Source organism: Arthrobacter sp. ZGTC412 (assembly GCF_002929215.1).
In the GTDB taxonomy this organism is placed as follows: Bacteria; Actinomycetota; Actinomycetes; order Actinomycetales; family Micrococcaceae; genus Arthrobacter.
Genome location: NZ_PJII01000001.1, coordinates 158,650 through 173,173 on the forward strand (window position 1 = coordinate 158,650; position 14,524 = coordinate 173,173).

General features: G+C 65.1%; 12 protein-coding genes and 1 tRNA gene. 6 read left to right on the top strand and 7 right to left on the bottom strand.

Going from position 1 to position 14,524, the window contains the following annotated elements; translation table 11 throughout:
- Positions 1-183 precede the first annotated feature (183 nt).
- From thrB to argS, 5 genes are read right to left on the bottom strand one after another with little or no spacing between them, the layout of a single operon-like run.
- A complete protein-coding gene (gene thrB, locus CXQ88_RS00750; RefSeq protein WP_104042274.1) occupies positions 184-1,158 on the bottom strand; it encodes a homoserine kinase in 975 nt (324 codons plus the stop codon).
- 2 nt (positions 1,159-1,160) lie between these two features.
- The gene (gene thrC / locus CXQ88_RS00755) at positions 1,161-2,267 is read right to left on the bottom strand and encodes a threonine synthase (RefSeq protein ID WP_104042275.1); all 1,107 of its coding nucleotides are present in this window, start codon (positions 2,265-2,267) and stop codon (positions 1,161-1,163) included.
- Complete coding sequence (locus CXQ88_RS00760; protein ID WP_104042276.1) at positions 2,268-3,590, bottom strand: homoserine dehydrogenase; 1,323 nt, start codon at positions 3,588-3,590, stop codon at positions 2,268-2,270.
- The gene (gene lysA, locus CXQ88_RS00765; RefSeq protein WP_181037365.1) at positions 3,591-5,078 is read right to left on the bottom strand and encodes a diaminopimelate decarboxylase; all 1,488 of its coding nucleotides are present in this window, start codon (positions 5,076-5,078) and stop codon (positions 3,591-3,593) included.
- Between the two features lie 5 nt (positions 5,079-5,083).
- Positions 5,084-6,748: an arginine--tRNA ligase gene (gene argS, locus CXQ88_RS00770; RefSeq protein WP_104042277.1), complete on the bottom strand. Its 1,665-nt coding sequence runs from the start codon at positions 6,746-6,748 to the stop codon at positions 5,084-5,086.
- A 170-nt stretch (positions 6,749-6,918) separates the two neighbouring features.
- On the opposite strand from argS, the gene CXQ88_RS00775 reads away from it, so the two are divergent.
- From CXQ88_RS00775 to CXQ88_RS00790, 4 genes are all read left to right on the top strand, one after another.
- Positions 6,919-7,395 carry an FMN-binding protein gene (locus tag CXQ88_RS00775; RefSeq protein ID WP_104042278.1) on the top strand — a complete coding sequence of 159 codons (477 nt, stop codon included), beginning with the start codon at positions 6,919-6,921 and terminating at the stop codon, positions 7,393-7,395.
- Positions 7,396-7,398: 3 nt separating this feature from the next.
- Positions 7,399-8,271, top strand: coding sequence for an FAD:protein FMN transferase (locus CXQ88_RS00780; RefSeq protein ID WP_104042279.1), 873 nt, complete (start codon positions 7,399-7,401; stop codon positions 8,269-8,271).
- Positions 8,268-9,812, top strand: a complete 1,545-nt coding sequence (locus tag CXQ88_RS00785; RefSeq protein WP_104042280.1) for a ferredoxin--NADP reductase — start codon at positions 8,268-8,270, stop codon at positions 9,810-9,812. Before CXQ88_RS00780 ends, CXQ88_RS00785 begins: the two co-directional genes overlap by 4 nt.
- Before the next feature lie 113 nt (positions 9,813-9,925).
- Positions 9,926-10,001 (top strand) — tRNA-Arg (locus CXQ88_RS00790).
- A gap of 58 nt (positions 10,002-10,059) precedes the next feature.
- On the opposite strand, the gene CXQ88_RS00795 is transcribed toward CXQ88_RS00790, so the two are convergent.
- A complete protein-coding gene (locus tag CXQ88_RS00795; protein WP_104042281.1) occupies positions 10,060-11,796 on the bottom strand; it encodes an HNH endonuclease signature motif containing protein in 1,737 nt (578 codons plus the stop codon).
- A 295-nt stretch (positions 11,797-12,091) separates the two neighbouring features.
- Between CXQ88_RS00795 and CXQ88_RS00800 the strand changes: the two genes are divergently transcribed.
- Both CXQ88_RS00800 and CXQ88_RS00805 read left to right on the top strand, forming a co-directional pair.
- On the top strand, positions 12,092-13,135 hold the full coding sequence (locus tag CXQ88_RS00800) for a M4 family metallopeptidase (RefSeq protein WP_104042282.1): 1,044 nt from the start codon (positions 12,092-12,094) through the stop codon (positions 13,133-13,135).
- Positions 13,136-13,197: 62 nt separating this feature from the next.
- Positions 13,198-13,518, top strand: coding sequence for a protealysin inhibitor emfourin (locus tag CXQ88_RS00805; protein WP_104042283.1), 321 nt, complete (start codon positions 13,198-13,200; stop codon positions 13,516-13,518).
- Positions 13,519-13,527: 9 nt separating this feature from the next.
- Here CXQ88_RS00805 and CXQ88_RS00810 read toward each other — a convergent pair whose 3' ends face one another.
- Positions 13,528-14,496, bottom strand: coding sequence for a GlxA family transcriptional regulator (locus CXQ88_RS00810; protein ID WP_104042284.1), 969 nt, complete (start codon positions 14,494-14,496; stop codon positions 13,528-13,530).
- Positions 14,497-14,524: the final 28 nt, after the last annotated feature.

A 14,524-nucleotide genomic window follows, 5' to 3' on the forward strand; every position in this document is an offset into this window, starting at 1 on the left:
GCCAGCAGGGCCGGATACTAATTCACCTTGCACTCCACCCATGGCGGAACGTAGGACTGACGCTTCAGGGGCAGTTTAAGTGCTGCAGGTTCCTGCGACAGACCAAGCAGGCGGCACCGGAATACATTGCGCAGTAAGAGACCAAGCGGCAACTAAGTGCAATAGCAGATCAGATAGGCGGAATTACCGCCGGTGCAACTCCACCTTAGCACCTTCAACGTCCACTGCCAGCTTCAGAACACGCCACCCGATGTCCGGCGTGTTCGCGGCGGTAAACTCCTCGATGAAAGCAACGACGGCGGCCGCTTCGGCCTGTCCGGCCGCCAGTACCAGCACGGTGGGCCCGGCACCTGAAACCACTGCCGCGTGCCCGGCTGCGCGAAGCGCCGAAATCAGCGCAGCGCTTGGGCGCATGGCCTCCGCACGGTAACTCTGGTGAAGGTAGTCCTCGGTGCCGGCAAGCAGGAACTGGGGCTTGCTGGTCAAGGCATGGATCAACAGTGCCGCACGTCCGGCATTCATTGCAGCCGCGTGGTGTCCCACAGAGGCCGGAAGCAGCGCACGGGCGGCTTCCGTTGACAGCTCGAAATCAGGAACCGCCACGACGGGAACCACCGCTTCGGACACCGCCGCGCTGGTGCTGCTGTACTGGTCACTGTCCTGCCACGATAGCGCCAGCCCGCCGAAAATGGCTGGTGCCACGTTGTCCGGGTGCCCTTCCAGCTCGCTGGTGAGCTGAAGGATCCAGTCCTTCCCGCGGCGGCTGGCCTCGGGCACTAGGGCGTTTGCCGCGGAAACGGCTGCCACTACTGCCGATGCGGACGAACCCAGGCCCCGGCCGTGGGGATTGACGTTGTCAGCCGTGACCTTCAGCCCGCCGTGCCGGAACCCCAGCCGTTCGAAGGCCGCTTCCATGGCCCGGACCACCAGGTGGCTGGCGTCCCTCGGCAGGGTGTCTGCGCCCTCACCTCGGAGATCAAACAGGAGTTCCTCGGACTCAAGGCTCTCCACTGTCAGGGTGTCATGCAGTGCCAGGGCCAGGCCCAGGCTGTCGTAGCCCGGGCCAAGGTTGGCCGTGGTGCCCGGAACCCGGACCGTGACCCGCTGTCCGGGTTCAATAAGCTGCAGTCCGACGGCGGTCTGCGAGGTGGTGTCCAAGGCTACTTTTCTTCCAGTCCCAGTTCGGCAGCAACGGTGACAACGTCATTGGAAACCTTAACCGGCTGGACATCGCTGCCGTCTTCGGTGCGCAGGGCCCACTGGGGATCCTTCAGGCCGTGGCCCGTGACAGTGATAACGATGGTCTTGCCGGCGGGAACCCCGCCGGCGCCGTGCTTCTTGAGGAGGCCAGCCACGCCGGCTGCGGAACCGGGCTCAACAAATACGCCTTCGCGGGAGGACAGCCAACGGTGCGCATTGAGGATTTCCTCATCCGTTACGGCGTCGATAAGTCCGCCTGATTCGTCGCGGGCACCAATGGCACCGTCCCAGGACGCAGGATTGCCGATCCGGATGGCTGTGGCGATGGTATCCGGTTCGGTGATCGGGTGGCCGGCAACGAAGGGTGCCGCCCCTGCTGCCTGGAAGCCCCACATGGCAGGTGTCTTGGTGGAGACGGCGGGAAGCGTGCCGGCGGTTTCGGACTCGAACGGAGCCGAATACTCCTTGTAGCCCTTCCAGTAGGCAGTGATGTTTCCGGCGTTGCCGACAGGCAGGACGTGGATGTCCGGTGCGTCGCCGAGCGCGTCGACGATCTCGAAGGCACCGGTCTTCTGTCCTTGGATGCGGGCAGGGTTTACCGAGTTGACCAGGAAGACCGGGTAGGACTCCCCCAGCTTCCGGGCGATGTCCAGGCAGTTATCGAAGTTGCCGTCCACCTGGAGCAGGGTGGCCCCGTGGGCGATCGCCTGGCTGAGCTTGCCCATGGAGATCTTGCCCTCGGGTACCAGGACTGCGCACTTCAGGCCCGCGGCCGTTGCGTAGGCGGCGGCAGAGGCGGAGGTGTTTCCGGTGGAGGCGCAAACCACGGCCTGGGCGCCGGATGCGACGGCGGCGGTCATGGCCATGGTCATGCCGCGGTCCTTGAAGGATCCGGTGGGGTTCATACCTTCCACCTTCAGGTACACCTCGGAGCCGGTGAGCTCGGAGAGTTTCTGCGCGCGCACCAGCGGGGTGCCGCCCTCACCCAGGGTGATGACCCGGGTGGATTCCGTTACGGGCAGACGGTCAGCGTATTCGCGGATAACGCCGCGCCATTGGTGAGCCACTTAGACTCCTTCTACCCGCAGAACGGATGTAACTGAATTGATGACGTCCAGGCCCTTTACGGCTTCGACGGTGGCCGCAAGGGCAGCCTCTGATGCGCGGTGCGTGACAATCCGCAGTTCGGCCGACTCCACGTTGGACTCGGCGTCCCGGTGGATGGTCTGCCGCATGATCTCGATGGACACGCCGTGCTCGGCGAACAACTGGGCGATCCTGGCCAGGACGCCGGGCTGGTCGGCCACATCAAGGCCGATGTAATAGCTGGTGATGGCGGCGTCGATGGGCAGCGCCGGGACGTGGCCGGTGGTGGTCTCGGTGCGTCCCGGGCCGCCGAGGACCAGGCGCCGGGCCGCCGATACGAGATCGCCCAGAACGGCGGATGCGGTGGGGGTTCCGCCGGCGCCCTGGCCGTAGAACATCAGTTCACCGGCGTTTTCAGCCTCGATAAACACGGCGTTGAAGGCGCCTCGGACGGCAGCCAGCGGGTGCTCCCGCGGCAGGAGCGTGGGGTGCACGCGCACGGAAACTCCCGCGCCGCCGTCGGAATCGGCGTCGGAAAGCTTTTCCGCGATAGCCAGCAGCTTGATGACAAAGCCGGCGTCCTTCGCGGCGGCGATGTCCGCGGCGCTGACGGAGCTGATGCCTTCGCAGTGGACGTTCTCCAGCGCGAACCGGGTGTGGAAGGAGAGGGACGCAAGGATGGCAGCCTTCGCGGCGGCGTCATGGCCCTCGACGTCGGCCGTGGGATCCGCTTCCGCATAACCGAGGCGCTGCGCTTCGGCGAGGGCGTCAGCGAACTGCGCGCCGGTGGAGTCCATCTGGTCAAGGATGAAGTTGGTGGTGCCGTTGACGATGCCCAGCACGCGGGTGATGCGATCGCCGGCGAGGCTGTCGCGGATTAGACGCAGGATGGGGATGGCGCCGGCCACGGCCGCTTCGTAGGACAGCTGCACGCCGGCCCTGTCCGCTTCCTCGTAGAGGGTGGGGCCGTCCTGCGCGAGCAGTGCCTTGTTGCCGGTGACAACGCAGGCACCGTTGCGCAGCGCGGAGAGGATCAAGGTGCGGGCGGGCTCGATGCCGCCCATCAGCTCAATCACCAGGTCCGCGTCCTTGACCAGGGTCTCGGCGTCGGTGGTGAACAGTTCCTGGGGCAGCTCCACGTCCCGGCCGGCGTTGACGTTGCGGACCGCTATGCCGATCAGCTGGAGTCGCGCACCGGTGCGGGCGGCAAGGGCGTCGCCGTCCTCAATGAGAATCCGCGCAACCTGGGCCCCAACGTTGCCACCGCCCAGCAGGGCTACTTTCAGGGTTCGCATTTCAGTCACTCAGGCTCCCATGTCGCGGTTCAGCAGATCTTCTTCGGTTTCCCCGCGGACAATGAGCCGGACAGATCCGTCGCGCACCGCGACAACGCCCGGCCGGGCCAGATAGTTGTAGTTGCTTGACAGGGCCCAGCAGTAGGCGCCGGTCCCCGGTACAGCAAGCAGATCACCGGCTGCCACGTCCTCGGGCAGATATACATCTCTAACAACTATGTCGCCGCTCTCGCAATGTTTGCCCACCACGCGGGACAGCTGCGGTGCGGCTGCTGACGCGCGGGAGGCCACGATAGCCGAGTAATCCGCGTCGTAGAGCACCGGGCGGGCGTTGTCGCTCATGCCGCCGTCCACCGACACATAGCGGCGGGGATACGTAACGTTTTCGCCCGCATCATCGGCCTGGCCGGAGCCGGGGGCATCGACGCGGACGGTCTTGAGCGTCCCCACCTCGTACAGGGTGAACGTGGTGCTGCCCACAATCGCGCGTCCCGGCTCGATCGAGATCCGCGGCGACTCGATGCCGAGGTTTGCGCAGGTGGAACGGACGACGGCGGCCATCGCCAGGGCGATCTCGGCCGGTGGGCGCGGGGTGTCCACGGGGGTGTAGGCAATGCCGTAGCCGCCGCCAAGGTCAAGTTCGGGGAGGACGATGGAGTACTTGCGCTGCATGGCGTCAAGAAAAGTCAGCAGCTTCTCCGCGGCCAGGGCAAAGCCGTCCGGTTCGAAGATCTGTGAGCCGATGTGGCAGTGCAGCCCGAGCAGTTCGATGCTGTGGTAGGCCGTGGCGGCTGCAACGGCCTCTTCCGCAGCCGACAGCCCCGCTTCATCCGTGGTGTCCCCCGCCATGGACAGGCCGAACTTTTGGTCCTCGTGCGCGGTGGCGATGAACTCGTGGGTGTGCGCGTGGACGCCCGGGGTCAGCCGCAGCATGACCTTTGCGGTTTCGCCCCGCCCGGAGGCGATCTTTGCTACCCGCTCCAGCTCATCAAGGCTGTCCACCACGATGCGGCCCACCTGCATGTCGAGGGCACGCCGGATCTCGCCGTCCGACTTGTTGTTGCCGTGCAGGCCCAGGTTGGCGCCTTGGATTCCTGCCCGTGCCGCTACTGCCAGTTCGCCGCCGGAGCAGGTGTCCAGCCGGAGGCCCTCTTCAGCCACCCACGTTGCCACTGCGGTGCAGAGGAAGGACTTGCCGGCGTAGTACACGTCCACTCCCCCGCAGATGTCTGCGAAGGCGTCGTCGAACGCGTCCTTGAAACCCCGGGCACGCGAACGGAAGTCCGCCTCGCTCATGACGAACAGGGGCGTGCCAAACTGTTCCTTCAGCTTCGCCACGGGGATGCCGTCGATGGCCAGTTCACCGGGGGCGGTGCGGGAAACGTCCTTGGCCCACATCCCAGGGTGCAGGGCGTTCAGGTCCCGGGGAACCGCGAGCCATTCGGGGGCGAGCGGTGACCCGTTGTGGGATGACCCGTTGTTGTTGTCTTCTTTCACGCCGATCACATCCGTTCCGGCGCGGATACGCCAAGCAGGTCAAGGCCGTTGGCCAGCACCTGGCTGGTGGCGTCATTAAGCCACAGGCGGGTGCGGTTGACGTCGGTCACCGCTTCATCGCCCATGGGCGCGATGCGGCAGGCGTCGTACCAGCGGTGGTAGGCGCCGGCGATGGTTTCGAGGTGCCGTGCCACGCGGTGCGGTTCGCGCAGTTCCGCGGCCTTTGCCACGATCGACGGGTAACTGCCCAGGTACGAGAGCAGTTCGTTCTCCGTGGCGTGGTCCAGGAGGGAGGCATCGAAGCTGTCTTTGCCGTCCACACGGCGTTCCACACCGGCGTCGACAGCGTTGCGGGCTGCCCCGCGGGACCGGGCGTGGGCGTACTGCACATAGAACACCGGGTTTTCGTTGCTGTGCTTCTTCAGCAGCTCCGGGTCCAGCGTCAGCGGGGAATCTGCCGGGAACCGCGCCAGTGAGTAGCGGACTGCATCCTTGCCGAGCCAGTCAATCAGGTCCTTCAGCTCGATAATGTTGCCCGCGCGCTTGGACAGCTTGGCGCCGTTCACGGAAACCAGCTGTCCAATCAGCACCTCGATGTTCACCTCGGGGTCGTCTCCGGCGCAGGCGGCGATAGCCTTGAGCCGGTTAATGTAGCCGTGGTGGTCGGCGCCGAGCAGGTAGATCTTTTCGGTGAAGCCGCGGTCCTTTTTCGACAGGTAATAGGCGGCGTCAGCAGCGAAATACGTGGGTTCGCCGTTGGCGCGGATCATCACCCGGTCCTTGTCGTCGCCAAAGTCCGTGGTCCGCAGCCAGACAGCACCGCCATCGTCGAACACGTGGCCCTGCTCGCGAAGGCGGGCAACGGCACTTTCGATGGCGCCGGCGTCGTGCAGTTCCTGCTCGGAGAAGAACACGTCAAACTCCACGCCGAAGTCGGCGAGGGTGGCCTTGATGTCCTTCATCTGTGCCTTATAGGCGGCGGCGCGGATGACCGGAAGCGCGGCGACTTCAGTCAGTTCGCGGATGTCGGGGTGTTCGGTGATGATCTCGTGGCCCAGGTCCGCGATGTACTGTCCCGGGTAGCCGCCGTCGGGTACGGGCCGGCCGTGCAGGCGCGAGTACACCGAGTTGGCGAAGACGTTCATCTGTGAACCGGCGTCGTTGATGTAGTACTCGGCCGTCACGTCGGCGCCGGAAGCGCGCAGCACGCGCGCGATGGCATCGCCGAGGGCAGCCCAGCGGGTGTGCCCGATGTGCAGCGGCCCGGTGGGGTTGGCGGAAACAAACTCCATGTTTACGGTGTGGCCGGCGAGCGCGGTGTTGGTTCCGTACTGCTGCCCGGCTTCGACGATAACCTTCGCGAGGGCGCCGGCCGTCGCAGCGTCCACGGTGATGTTCAGGAACCCGGGCCCTGCGATGTCCACAGCGGAGACGCCGTCGATCGACTTGAGCCGCGCGCTCAGCACGGTGGCGAATTCGCGGGGGTTCGTGCCGGCCTGCTTGGCAAGCTGCAGGGCGATGTTGGTGGCCCAGTCGCCGTGGTCCCGGTTCTTGGGTCGCTCCACGCGTACCTCGTCTGGCACTGCTGATGCTGAAAGGGCGATCTCGCCGGCGTCGACGGCGTCTTTCAGGCAGGCGGATATGGCGAGGGAGAGTTCTTCGGGAGTCACCCCTCTAGCCTACCGGGGGCCAGTGACAGCAAAAGAATTGGGACTGTTCCGCCGCCATAGGCATTCCACAGGAAATCCACAAGCCACCTACAAGTTGAACCAATACGCTGGGTTCATCGTTGACACCAGCGTAGGCACCGTCCCAACACTTAAACGAAATGAGAGCCTTTATGAGACCGTCAGTCCGCAAAAGTGTTTTCGCCGGAATCGCCGGCCTTTCCCTCGCCGGAACGGTGGCGGGTTGTGCGCCGTCCGCCACTGAAAGTACGCCGGCAGCCCCCGCCGGCAGCGCCGCAGCAACCTCCGCGGCAACGCCGTCTGCAGGATCGTCGTCGCTGGCCGGCAGCGGCGCCACGTACAAGGACGGCACGTACAGCGCTGACGGAAACTACGTTTCGCCGAACGGCACCGAGACAGTTGGCGTCCAGCTGACCCTGGCCGGAGGCACAGTCACGGCCGTCGACATCACCCAGCACCCCTCCAACCCGAACACCCGCAAGTTCCAGGGGGAGTTCGCCGGCGGTATTGCGTCGCAGATAGTGGGGAAAAACATTGACGAGCTCAACGTTTCCAAGGTTGCCGGCTCCTCCCTGACGAGCGGCGGTTTCAACCAGGCTGTGGAACAGATCAAGTCGGAGGCGCAGTAGACGGTGCCGGGCGAGGACTGGGAGGACTTTGGGTTTGAGGGAATCGGTACGCAGTGGGAGATTTCCACGCCTTTTCCGCTTGCTCAGTCCGTCCGGGCGCGCCTCCTCAACCGGGTGGAGGAGTTCGACGCCGCCTGGTCCCGTTTCCGGGCGGATTCCCGCGTCAGCATTATGGCGCGGGAGCCCGGGAGGTTTGGATTTCCGGACGAGGCGGGCCGGCTGGGGCCGCTGTACAGGACGCTTTACGGGCTGACGGACGGGGCCATGACCCCGCTGATCGGCGCCTCGCTTGAGCGGCTGGGGTACGACGCCGGCTACTCCCTTAAGCCCTCAGGGTCGCCGCTGCCGGCACCTCCCTGGGACGAGGTCCTCAAGTGGGATGGCACCATCATCACCACCACTTTGCCCGTGGTCCTTGACATCGGGGCGGCAGGCAAGGGCCTGCTGGTGGATTTGCTCGCCGACGAACTGGAGGCTGAAGGAATAGATTCCTTTGTCATCGACGGCAGCGGGGACCTCCTGGCAAGGGGACCCCAATCCACCCAGGTCGCTTTGGAGCACCCCTACAACCCCGGGCAGGCCATCGGCATCGTGCCCCTCGCCGGGCGTGCGCTCTGCGCCTCAGCGTCCAACCGCCGGGCATGGGGCGACGGTTGGCACCACGTCCTGGACGGAACAACCGGGCAACCGGTCAGGACCGCCGTCGCCACCTGGGCACTTGCGGACACGGCGATGCTGGCCGACGCCCTGGCCACTGCGCTCTTCTTTGTCCCGGGCGCACGCTTGGAGCAAGCGTTCGATTTCTCCTGGTTGACCGTATTTTCTGACGGGAGCGCAGCCCACTCCGCCGAGTTTGAAGGGACACTGTTCACATGAGCCCTGTGGAAACGCCGAAAGCCGGGCCGGTCACCTCGGTGGCCGCCCGGCTGGATACCGTGCTTGGCCGGTTCACCATGTACCGGCTGATCCTGCTGGTCCTTGCAGCGCTTGCCGTGTACAGCCTCTTGCTCGATGTTCTTGGCTGGCTGACCTTCGACATCCCGGAAATGCTGGCGCACCTTGTGCTGTGCCTCGGCCTGACCTACGCCTCCAACAGGGCCCTGGCAGCCCTGTTTCGGGTGCGGCCCCACTCTGAATCCTCGCTCATTACAGGACTGCTGCTGTACTTCCTGTTCTGGCCCTCCTTCGCGCCGACGGATGTGGCTGGAGTGGCATTGGCCTGCGTCCTGGCTTCTGCGTCAAAGTACGCACTCGCGTGGCGGGGGCGCCACATCTTCAACCCGGCCGCTGCGGGGGCCTTCGTCGTTGGGCTCACCGGGCTCAATATCGCCACCTGGTGGGCAGCTACTCCTGCCATGCTGCTGCTGCTGGTGCCTGGGGTCCTCCTGGTCCTGTACCGCACGCGCAAGTTCCTGATGGCCTCGGTCTTCCTCGTGGTGGCCTGCGCCATCATCGGCGCAGAACTGCTGCAGGCCGGCATGTCCGTAGGGATGGCATTGTGGCAGTCATTGGCCCAGCGGCCGCTGCTGTTCTTTGTGGGTTTTATGCTCACCGAGCCGCTGACACTGCCGCCGCGCAGGTGGCAGCAACTGGCACTTGCGGCCTTGGTGGGCGTGGTTTTTGCCGTCCCCTACAACTTCGGCTTCCTCGCCAATTCTCCTGAGGCCGCGCTGCTGCTGGGCAATTTACTCGCTTTTATGGTGGGCCAGCGGGGCGGCGTGAGGCTGAGGTTCAACGGGACCAGGCAGCTGACGGCCAGCACCACGGAGTTTTCATTCGAGCCCTCCCGGCCCGTGCGCTTTGTCCCGGGGCAGTACATGGAGCTGGATCTTCCGCACGCCAAGTCCGATGGGAAAGGACGACGCCGGGTGTTCAGTTTGACGGGTTCCCCCGGTGAGCGCGTGGTGAAGTTCGGCGTGCGGACTGCCGAGCCCCTGTCCGCTGCAAAGAAGGTCCTTCTTTCGCTGCAGCCTGGCGACGAGGTCACTGCCACTTCCGTTGGAGGCGACTTTGTCCTCCCCCGCGAACCCCGCAAGCCCGTCCTGATGATGGCTGCCGGCATCGGCATCACGCCTTTCCTTTCCCACATCTCCTCCGGTGGTTTACGGGACCGCGACGCCGTGCTGCTCCTGCTGGCCAGGAGCGCCGACGAAATCGCGTACGCGGACGAACTAAAGGCCGCAGGTGTCCGTGTGGTGGCCCGTATTGCCGATGGTTCCGAGCCGCCGTCGCACATCACTTCGTTCCCGGCAGATGGAGCCAGGGTGGACGGTGAAGCCCTCAAAGCACTCGTTCCCGACGTGGCTGACCGCGAGGTTTATGTTTCAGGCTCACCAGCGAGCGTGGCTTCGCTGCGCCGTGCGGCACGGCAGGCCGGGGCCAAGCGGGTGCACGTGGACTCGTTCTCCGGCTACTGATCCCTGCTCCGGCTAACCCGGGGTCCGGCTCCTTAGTGCCGATTTTCCCTTGCAGGCCACCTTCCTGCTAAGCTCTAGGACGTCCCGCCAGCAACGGCAGGAAACCCCGGATTGCCCTCGTAGCTCAGGGGATAGAGCGTCTGCCTCCGGAGCAGAAGGTCGTAGGTTCGAATCCTATCGAGGGCACCAACTGAAGCACCCCGGTCCACCGACCGGGGTGCTTCTTTTTGTTCGTTACCCCCGGCCCCTAGACCTCGCAGGCCATCCGCCACCATATTTCCTCTGGTAGAGGGTCCTTGGGCAACCTGTACCCGGGCAGCAACCAGTCATCGTACGTGTCTTCCGGCAACTCTTCGTGCCCAAACAGGTTCTCGACGTGTAGGTCGTCGGGTGGAGGCCAGACTTGTGAAAGGTCGTCCGGCACGCTGAGGTTCACCGGAACCGCAGAGTCCGGCCAGTGGGGTGGTTCCCAGTCCTGGTGTTCGCTTTCGTAGTGCCGGCCGGTGGGTGAGGTCCAGCCGGGTGGTTCGGTCTTGGTCGCCGGGGTGGGTTTCCAGCCGCTGGTGTGCCGGAGTTTGTGGTGTTTCGGGCAGGGCTGTCCCAGGTTTGATATTCCGGTGGTGCCGCCTTGGTGCCAGGCGCGGATGTGGTCTGCTTCGTTGTCCAGGGAGTTGTTGTTGCAGCCGGGGAAGGGACATTTGCCGTCCCGCAGGCTGAGCCAGTTCCGCATTGCCTTGCTCACCCGATAGTTAGTCCGGCCGATCTCCAACGGCGCCCCGTCCCGCGGGTCCACCAGGACCCGGTAGAACGAACCGGCACCGTTGGCAACCAGGTCCCTGGCCATCGACGCCGGGATCGGCCCGTACCCGTCGAGCATCGCGGGCTCATCGGCGAGGCCCATCAGCGAGAACACCGGAACGGTGACCAGCACCTGCGCCCGGACCGACGACGATGGGCCGGAACTGGTTGCCTCACTACCGCGAGAATTGTTCACCTCGCTGTTGCCAGTGCTGTTGTCGCCGCCTGGATCGCTGCCGCGAGAATTGGCCACGTCTCCATTGAGAGAACTGGTTTTGCCGGGGGCGGCACTTTCAGTGCCGGTACCGGCGGCTGTGTTTCCGCCGTTCAGGAGCGCTTCGGCGAAGGTGTCGGCCCGCAACTCCGGCAGGCTCCGGGGCTCGTCCGGTCCCTGCCGCCCCCTGGCAATAGCCGTGAGCCGGTTGCAGATCGCCGACGCCTGGTCCGCGGGCAGGAAAGCGGCGACCCAGGCCATCCTGTCATTGTCCGGCCAGCACTCGACCCGCCGGTCCGCGACGGACCTGGTGTGGCGTTTCTCCAGGCTCTCCGGGTGGTGGCGTTCCCGCCACCCCCGGGCTTTGGTTTTGAACCGGTACGCCGGCATTTCCCCGACCGGGCACCCCCGTACCGGATCCGCCGCGACCGGGTCCAAAAAGTGCGCCTCCAAAGCGGCTGCTGCTGTGCGGTCAAGGCTTACGGTCTGGTCCACCATGGTCCGGGCGTGCGCCCAGGAGATCGTCCCGGACTGCAGCGCAGCCAACGACCGGGGCAGAGAGGTCGTCAGGGCATGGGACTCGGCCAGCAACGCACCGGCGGCCCGGTCACCAATCGCCAACACACACCCCATCTCAGCCACCAGGCTCCGATCCTGCGCCGTGGCCTCATGCGGGGACGCGGGCGGCGCGTTCAGCGCCTTCGTGGCCCCGGCCAGCACCCCCACAGCCAGCACCTTGACGGCCGCAAACTTCGCCTCCGACCGGGCCACACCCGCCAGGACATCCAACGCCGCATCAACAACCCGCTGCAACGGATCATCATCGATACCAACCGCAGCATCACGCCCGCCAGCGCCACCGGAAACGGCAATGGAACCAGCGGGGCCCCTGCCAGTCAGCGCAGCCATGAAGGCGGCAACAGAAGCATCAACCGCTGCCTCAGCCTGCGCTATTGCCGGGCTTGTTTCCATACCTAAAGCATCTTCGGAGGCTACGACATTCTGAGGCGCCGCCCCATCAACAGCGTCGTCTTCCGCCTGCGTTACTGCCGGGCTTGTTTCCATACCTCCATCATCGGGAGGGGGTCTGACATTCTTCAGCCCCAAAGGAGGGTCGCCTGAAAGCAACTTTCAAGTTTTCACGCCGCCCCCGAATGCAACGGACCGAGCAAGCGTGTAGTCCGTGGGCGGCGTGGCCCTGTGCTCCCACGCTTTGTCTGGCCCCCCTCGTAGGCTGTTCACACCAGCAGAAGCAAAGGGGTCTCACATGTTCTGTTCCATCATTCCGCCATACCTGTTGAGGCGGCTGGCCAGGCAGGACGCTCCCGAGTTTTCCGCGGCCGCACGAGCCGCCAAAGAAGCCTTGGGGCACGTCCGCTCTGTCCAGGCAGCCCGCACCCAGGCCGCCCCCGGCGTCCCTGCAGGAGTGCGCCAGGCCAAACCAGGACCGTCAAACCGCTCGGTTTTCGACGCCGCCGGCTCTGAAAACCTCCCGGGCAAACTCGTCCGCAAGGAGGGGGAGCCCGCCACGGGGGATCCTGCAACTGACGAAGCATATGACGGGCTGGGCCACACGCACCGGCTGTATGCCGACGTCTTCGGAAGGAACTCCATCGACGGGCGGGGCTTGCCCTTAAACGCCACCGTGCACTTCGGCAAGCTCTACGACAACGCTTTTTGGGACGGGACACAGATGGTCTTCGGTGACGGCGACGGGGAGGTCTTCGAGCGTTTCACAAAGTCCCTCAGCGTCATCGGCCACGAGCTTGCCCACGGAGTAACCCAGCACTCCGCTGCGCTGGTGTACCGGAACCAGGCCGGGGCTATCAACGAGTCGATGTCGGATGTTTTTGGTGCCCTTGTAGAGCAGTACGTGAAGAACCAGCCGGTCATAGAGGCCAGCTGGCTCATCGGGGAGGGGCTCTTCACGCCCGAGGTGGAAGGGCGCGCCCTGCGTTCCATAAAAGCCCCTGGAACCGCGTATGACGATGACGTGCTCGGCAAGGATCCCCAGCCGGACTCCATGGACTCCTACGTAAGAACGAGCGCGGACAACGGCGGCGTCCACATCAACTCAGGCATCCCCAACCGGGCGTTTTACCTCGTGGCGGAACAGCTGGGCGGAAACGCCTGGGACTCCCCCGGGCGCATCTGGTACGAGACGCTCACCGGCGGCGACTTGCCCACCGGCGCAACCTTCACCGTATTCGCCCGCGCCACGGCTGCTACGGCTGGGGAGCTTTTCGGTTCTGATTCAAAAGAGCATGACGCCGTGCGGAACGCGTGGGAAACTGTGAAGGTCAAACTTTAACGGGACGCTTGGTTGCCGTACTTCGGGCCACCAGGCTCGATGTACCACCCAGGAACCAGGCCATGAAGATCAGTGTGGAGCGCACCGGCGGCATCGCGGCGATGACTCGGGTTTGGACTGTTAACGCTGTGTCCGAGACAGCCAGGAACCAGTGGCAGCCCATCGTGGAAGCATGCCCTTGGGACGCCGTACCTCGAACGCCGCGGGCCGCCGCAGCGGAATACTCCGGAGCCCAACCTGACCGGTTCATCTACTCCATTCGGGCGGGCCAGCATCGCGCTGCCCTGCCCGAGCGCGCGGTCACCGGACCATGGCGGGTGCTGGTGGACAGCACCCGGGCGGCCGCTGAAGAATCACGCGCGGCAGAACGCCGGGAGGCGTAAAGCCAGGAGCTAACCCACCTCCGCCAACTGACCGCGGAAGGCCCTGCGGTAGGACTGCGGGCTGGTGTCCAGGACTTTCCCGAAGTGGTGCCGCAGCAGGACCGGATGCCCAAATCCGGACTCCCGCGCAACCTCCTCAATGTTCATGTCCGTGGCCTCAAGGAGTTCCTGCGCCCGAAGCACCCGCTGGGAGTTGAGCCAGGCCGCCGGTGTTGCCCCCGTTTCTGACCGGAACTTCCGGGCGAACGTCCTTGCGGACATGTGCACCCGCGCCGCGAGCTCATTCACCGTGTGCTCGCGGTCCAGGTGCTCTACCATCCAGCGAAGGAGTTCCTCCATCGGCGCGGAGCCGCAGGTGGGCATGGGCCGGTCAATAAACTGTGCCTGGCCACCATCGCGGTGCGGCGGGACCACCATGTCGCGGGCAATCGCGGCGGCCACGTGCGCGCCCAGTTCCACCCGCACCAGGTGCAGGCAGGCATCTATGCCGGCAGCCGTGCCGGCCGAGGTGATGATGTTTCGGTCCTGCACGTAAAGGACGTTTTCGTCCACCTGCACGCGTGGGTATTCCGCGGCCAACTGGCCTGAATAGTGCCAGTGCGTAGTGCAGCGCCGGCCATCCAGCAGCCCTGCCCGGGCAAGGGCGAAGGCTCCGGAGCAGATGGACATAACCCATGCTCCCCTTGCATCCGCCGCCCGAAGGGCTTCGAGAACGGACTCCGGCAAGTCCTCATCCCGGCCGTAGGGAGCCATGATCACCAGGTCGGCGTCGGCGGTGGCTTCAAGCCCAAGGCTGACGTTCATGGACAACCCGGATTTGACCCGGACGTTGCCGGGGGACGGCGTGCACACGCGGAAGTCAAAGGCCGGGACGCCGCTCCCCCGCCCGGACCTGTCGATCCCGAACACTTCGCAGGCAGTGCCAAATTCGAACATCGAGAAGTCGGGAACCACGATGACGGCTACTGATTTCAGCATGCTTCCATTATGGCAGGAATTATAGCTT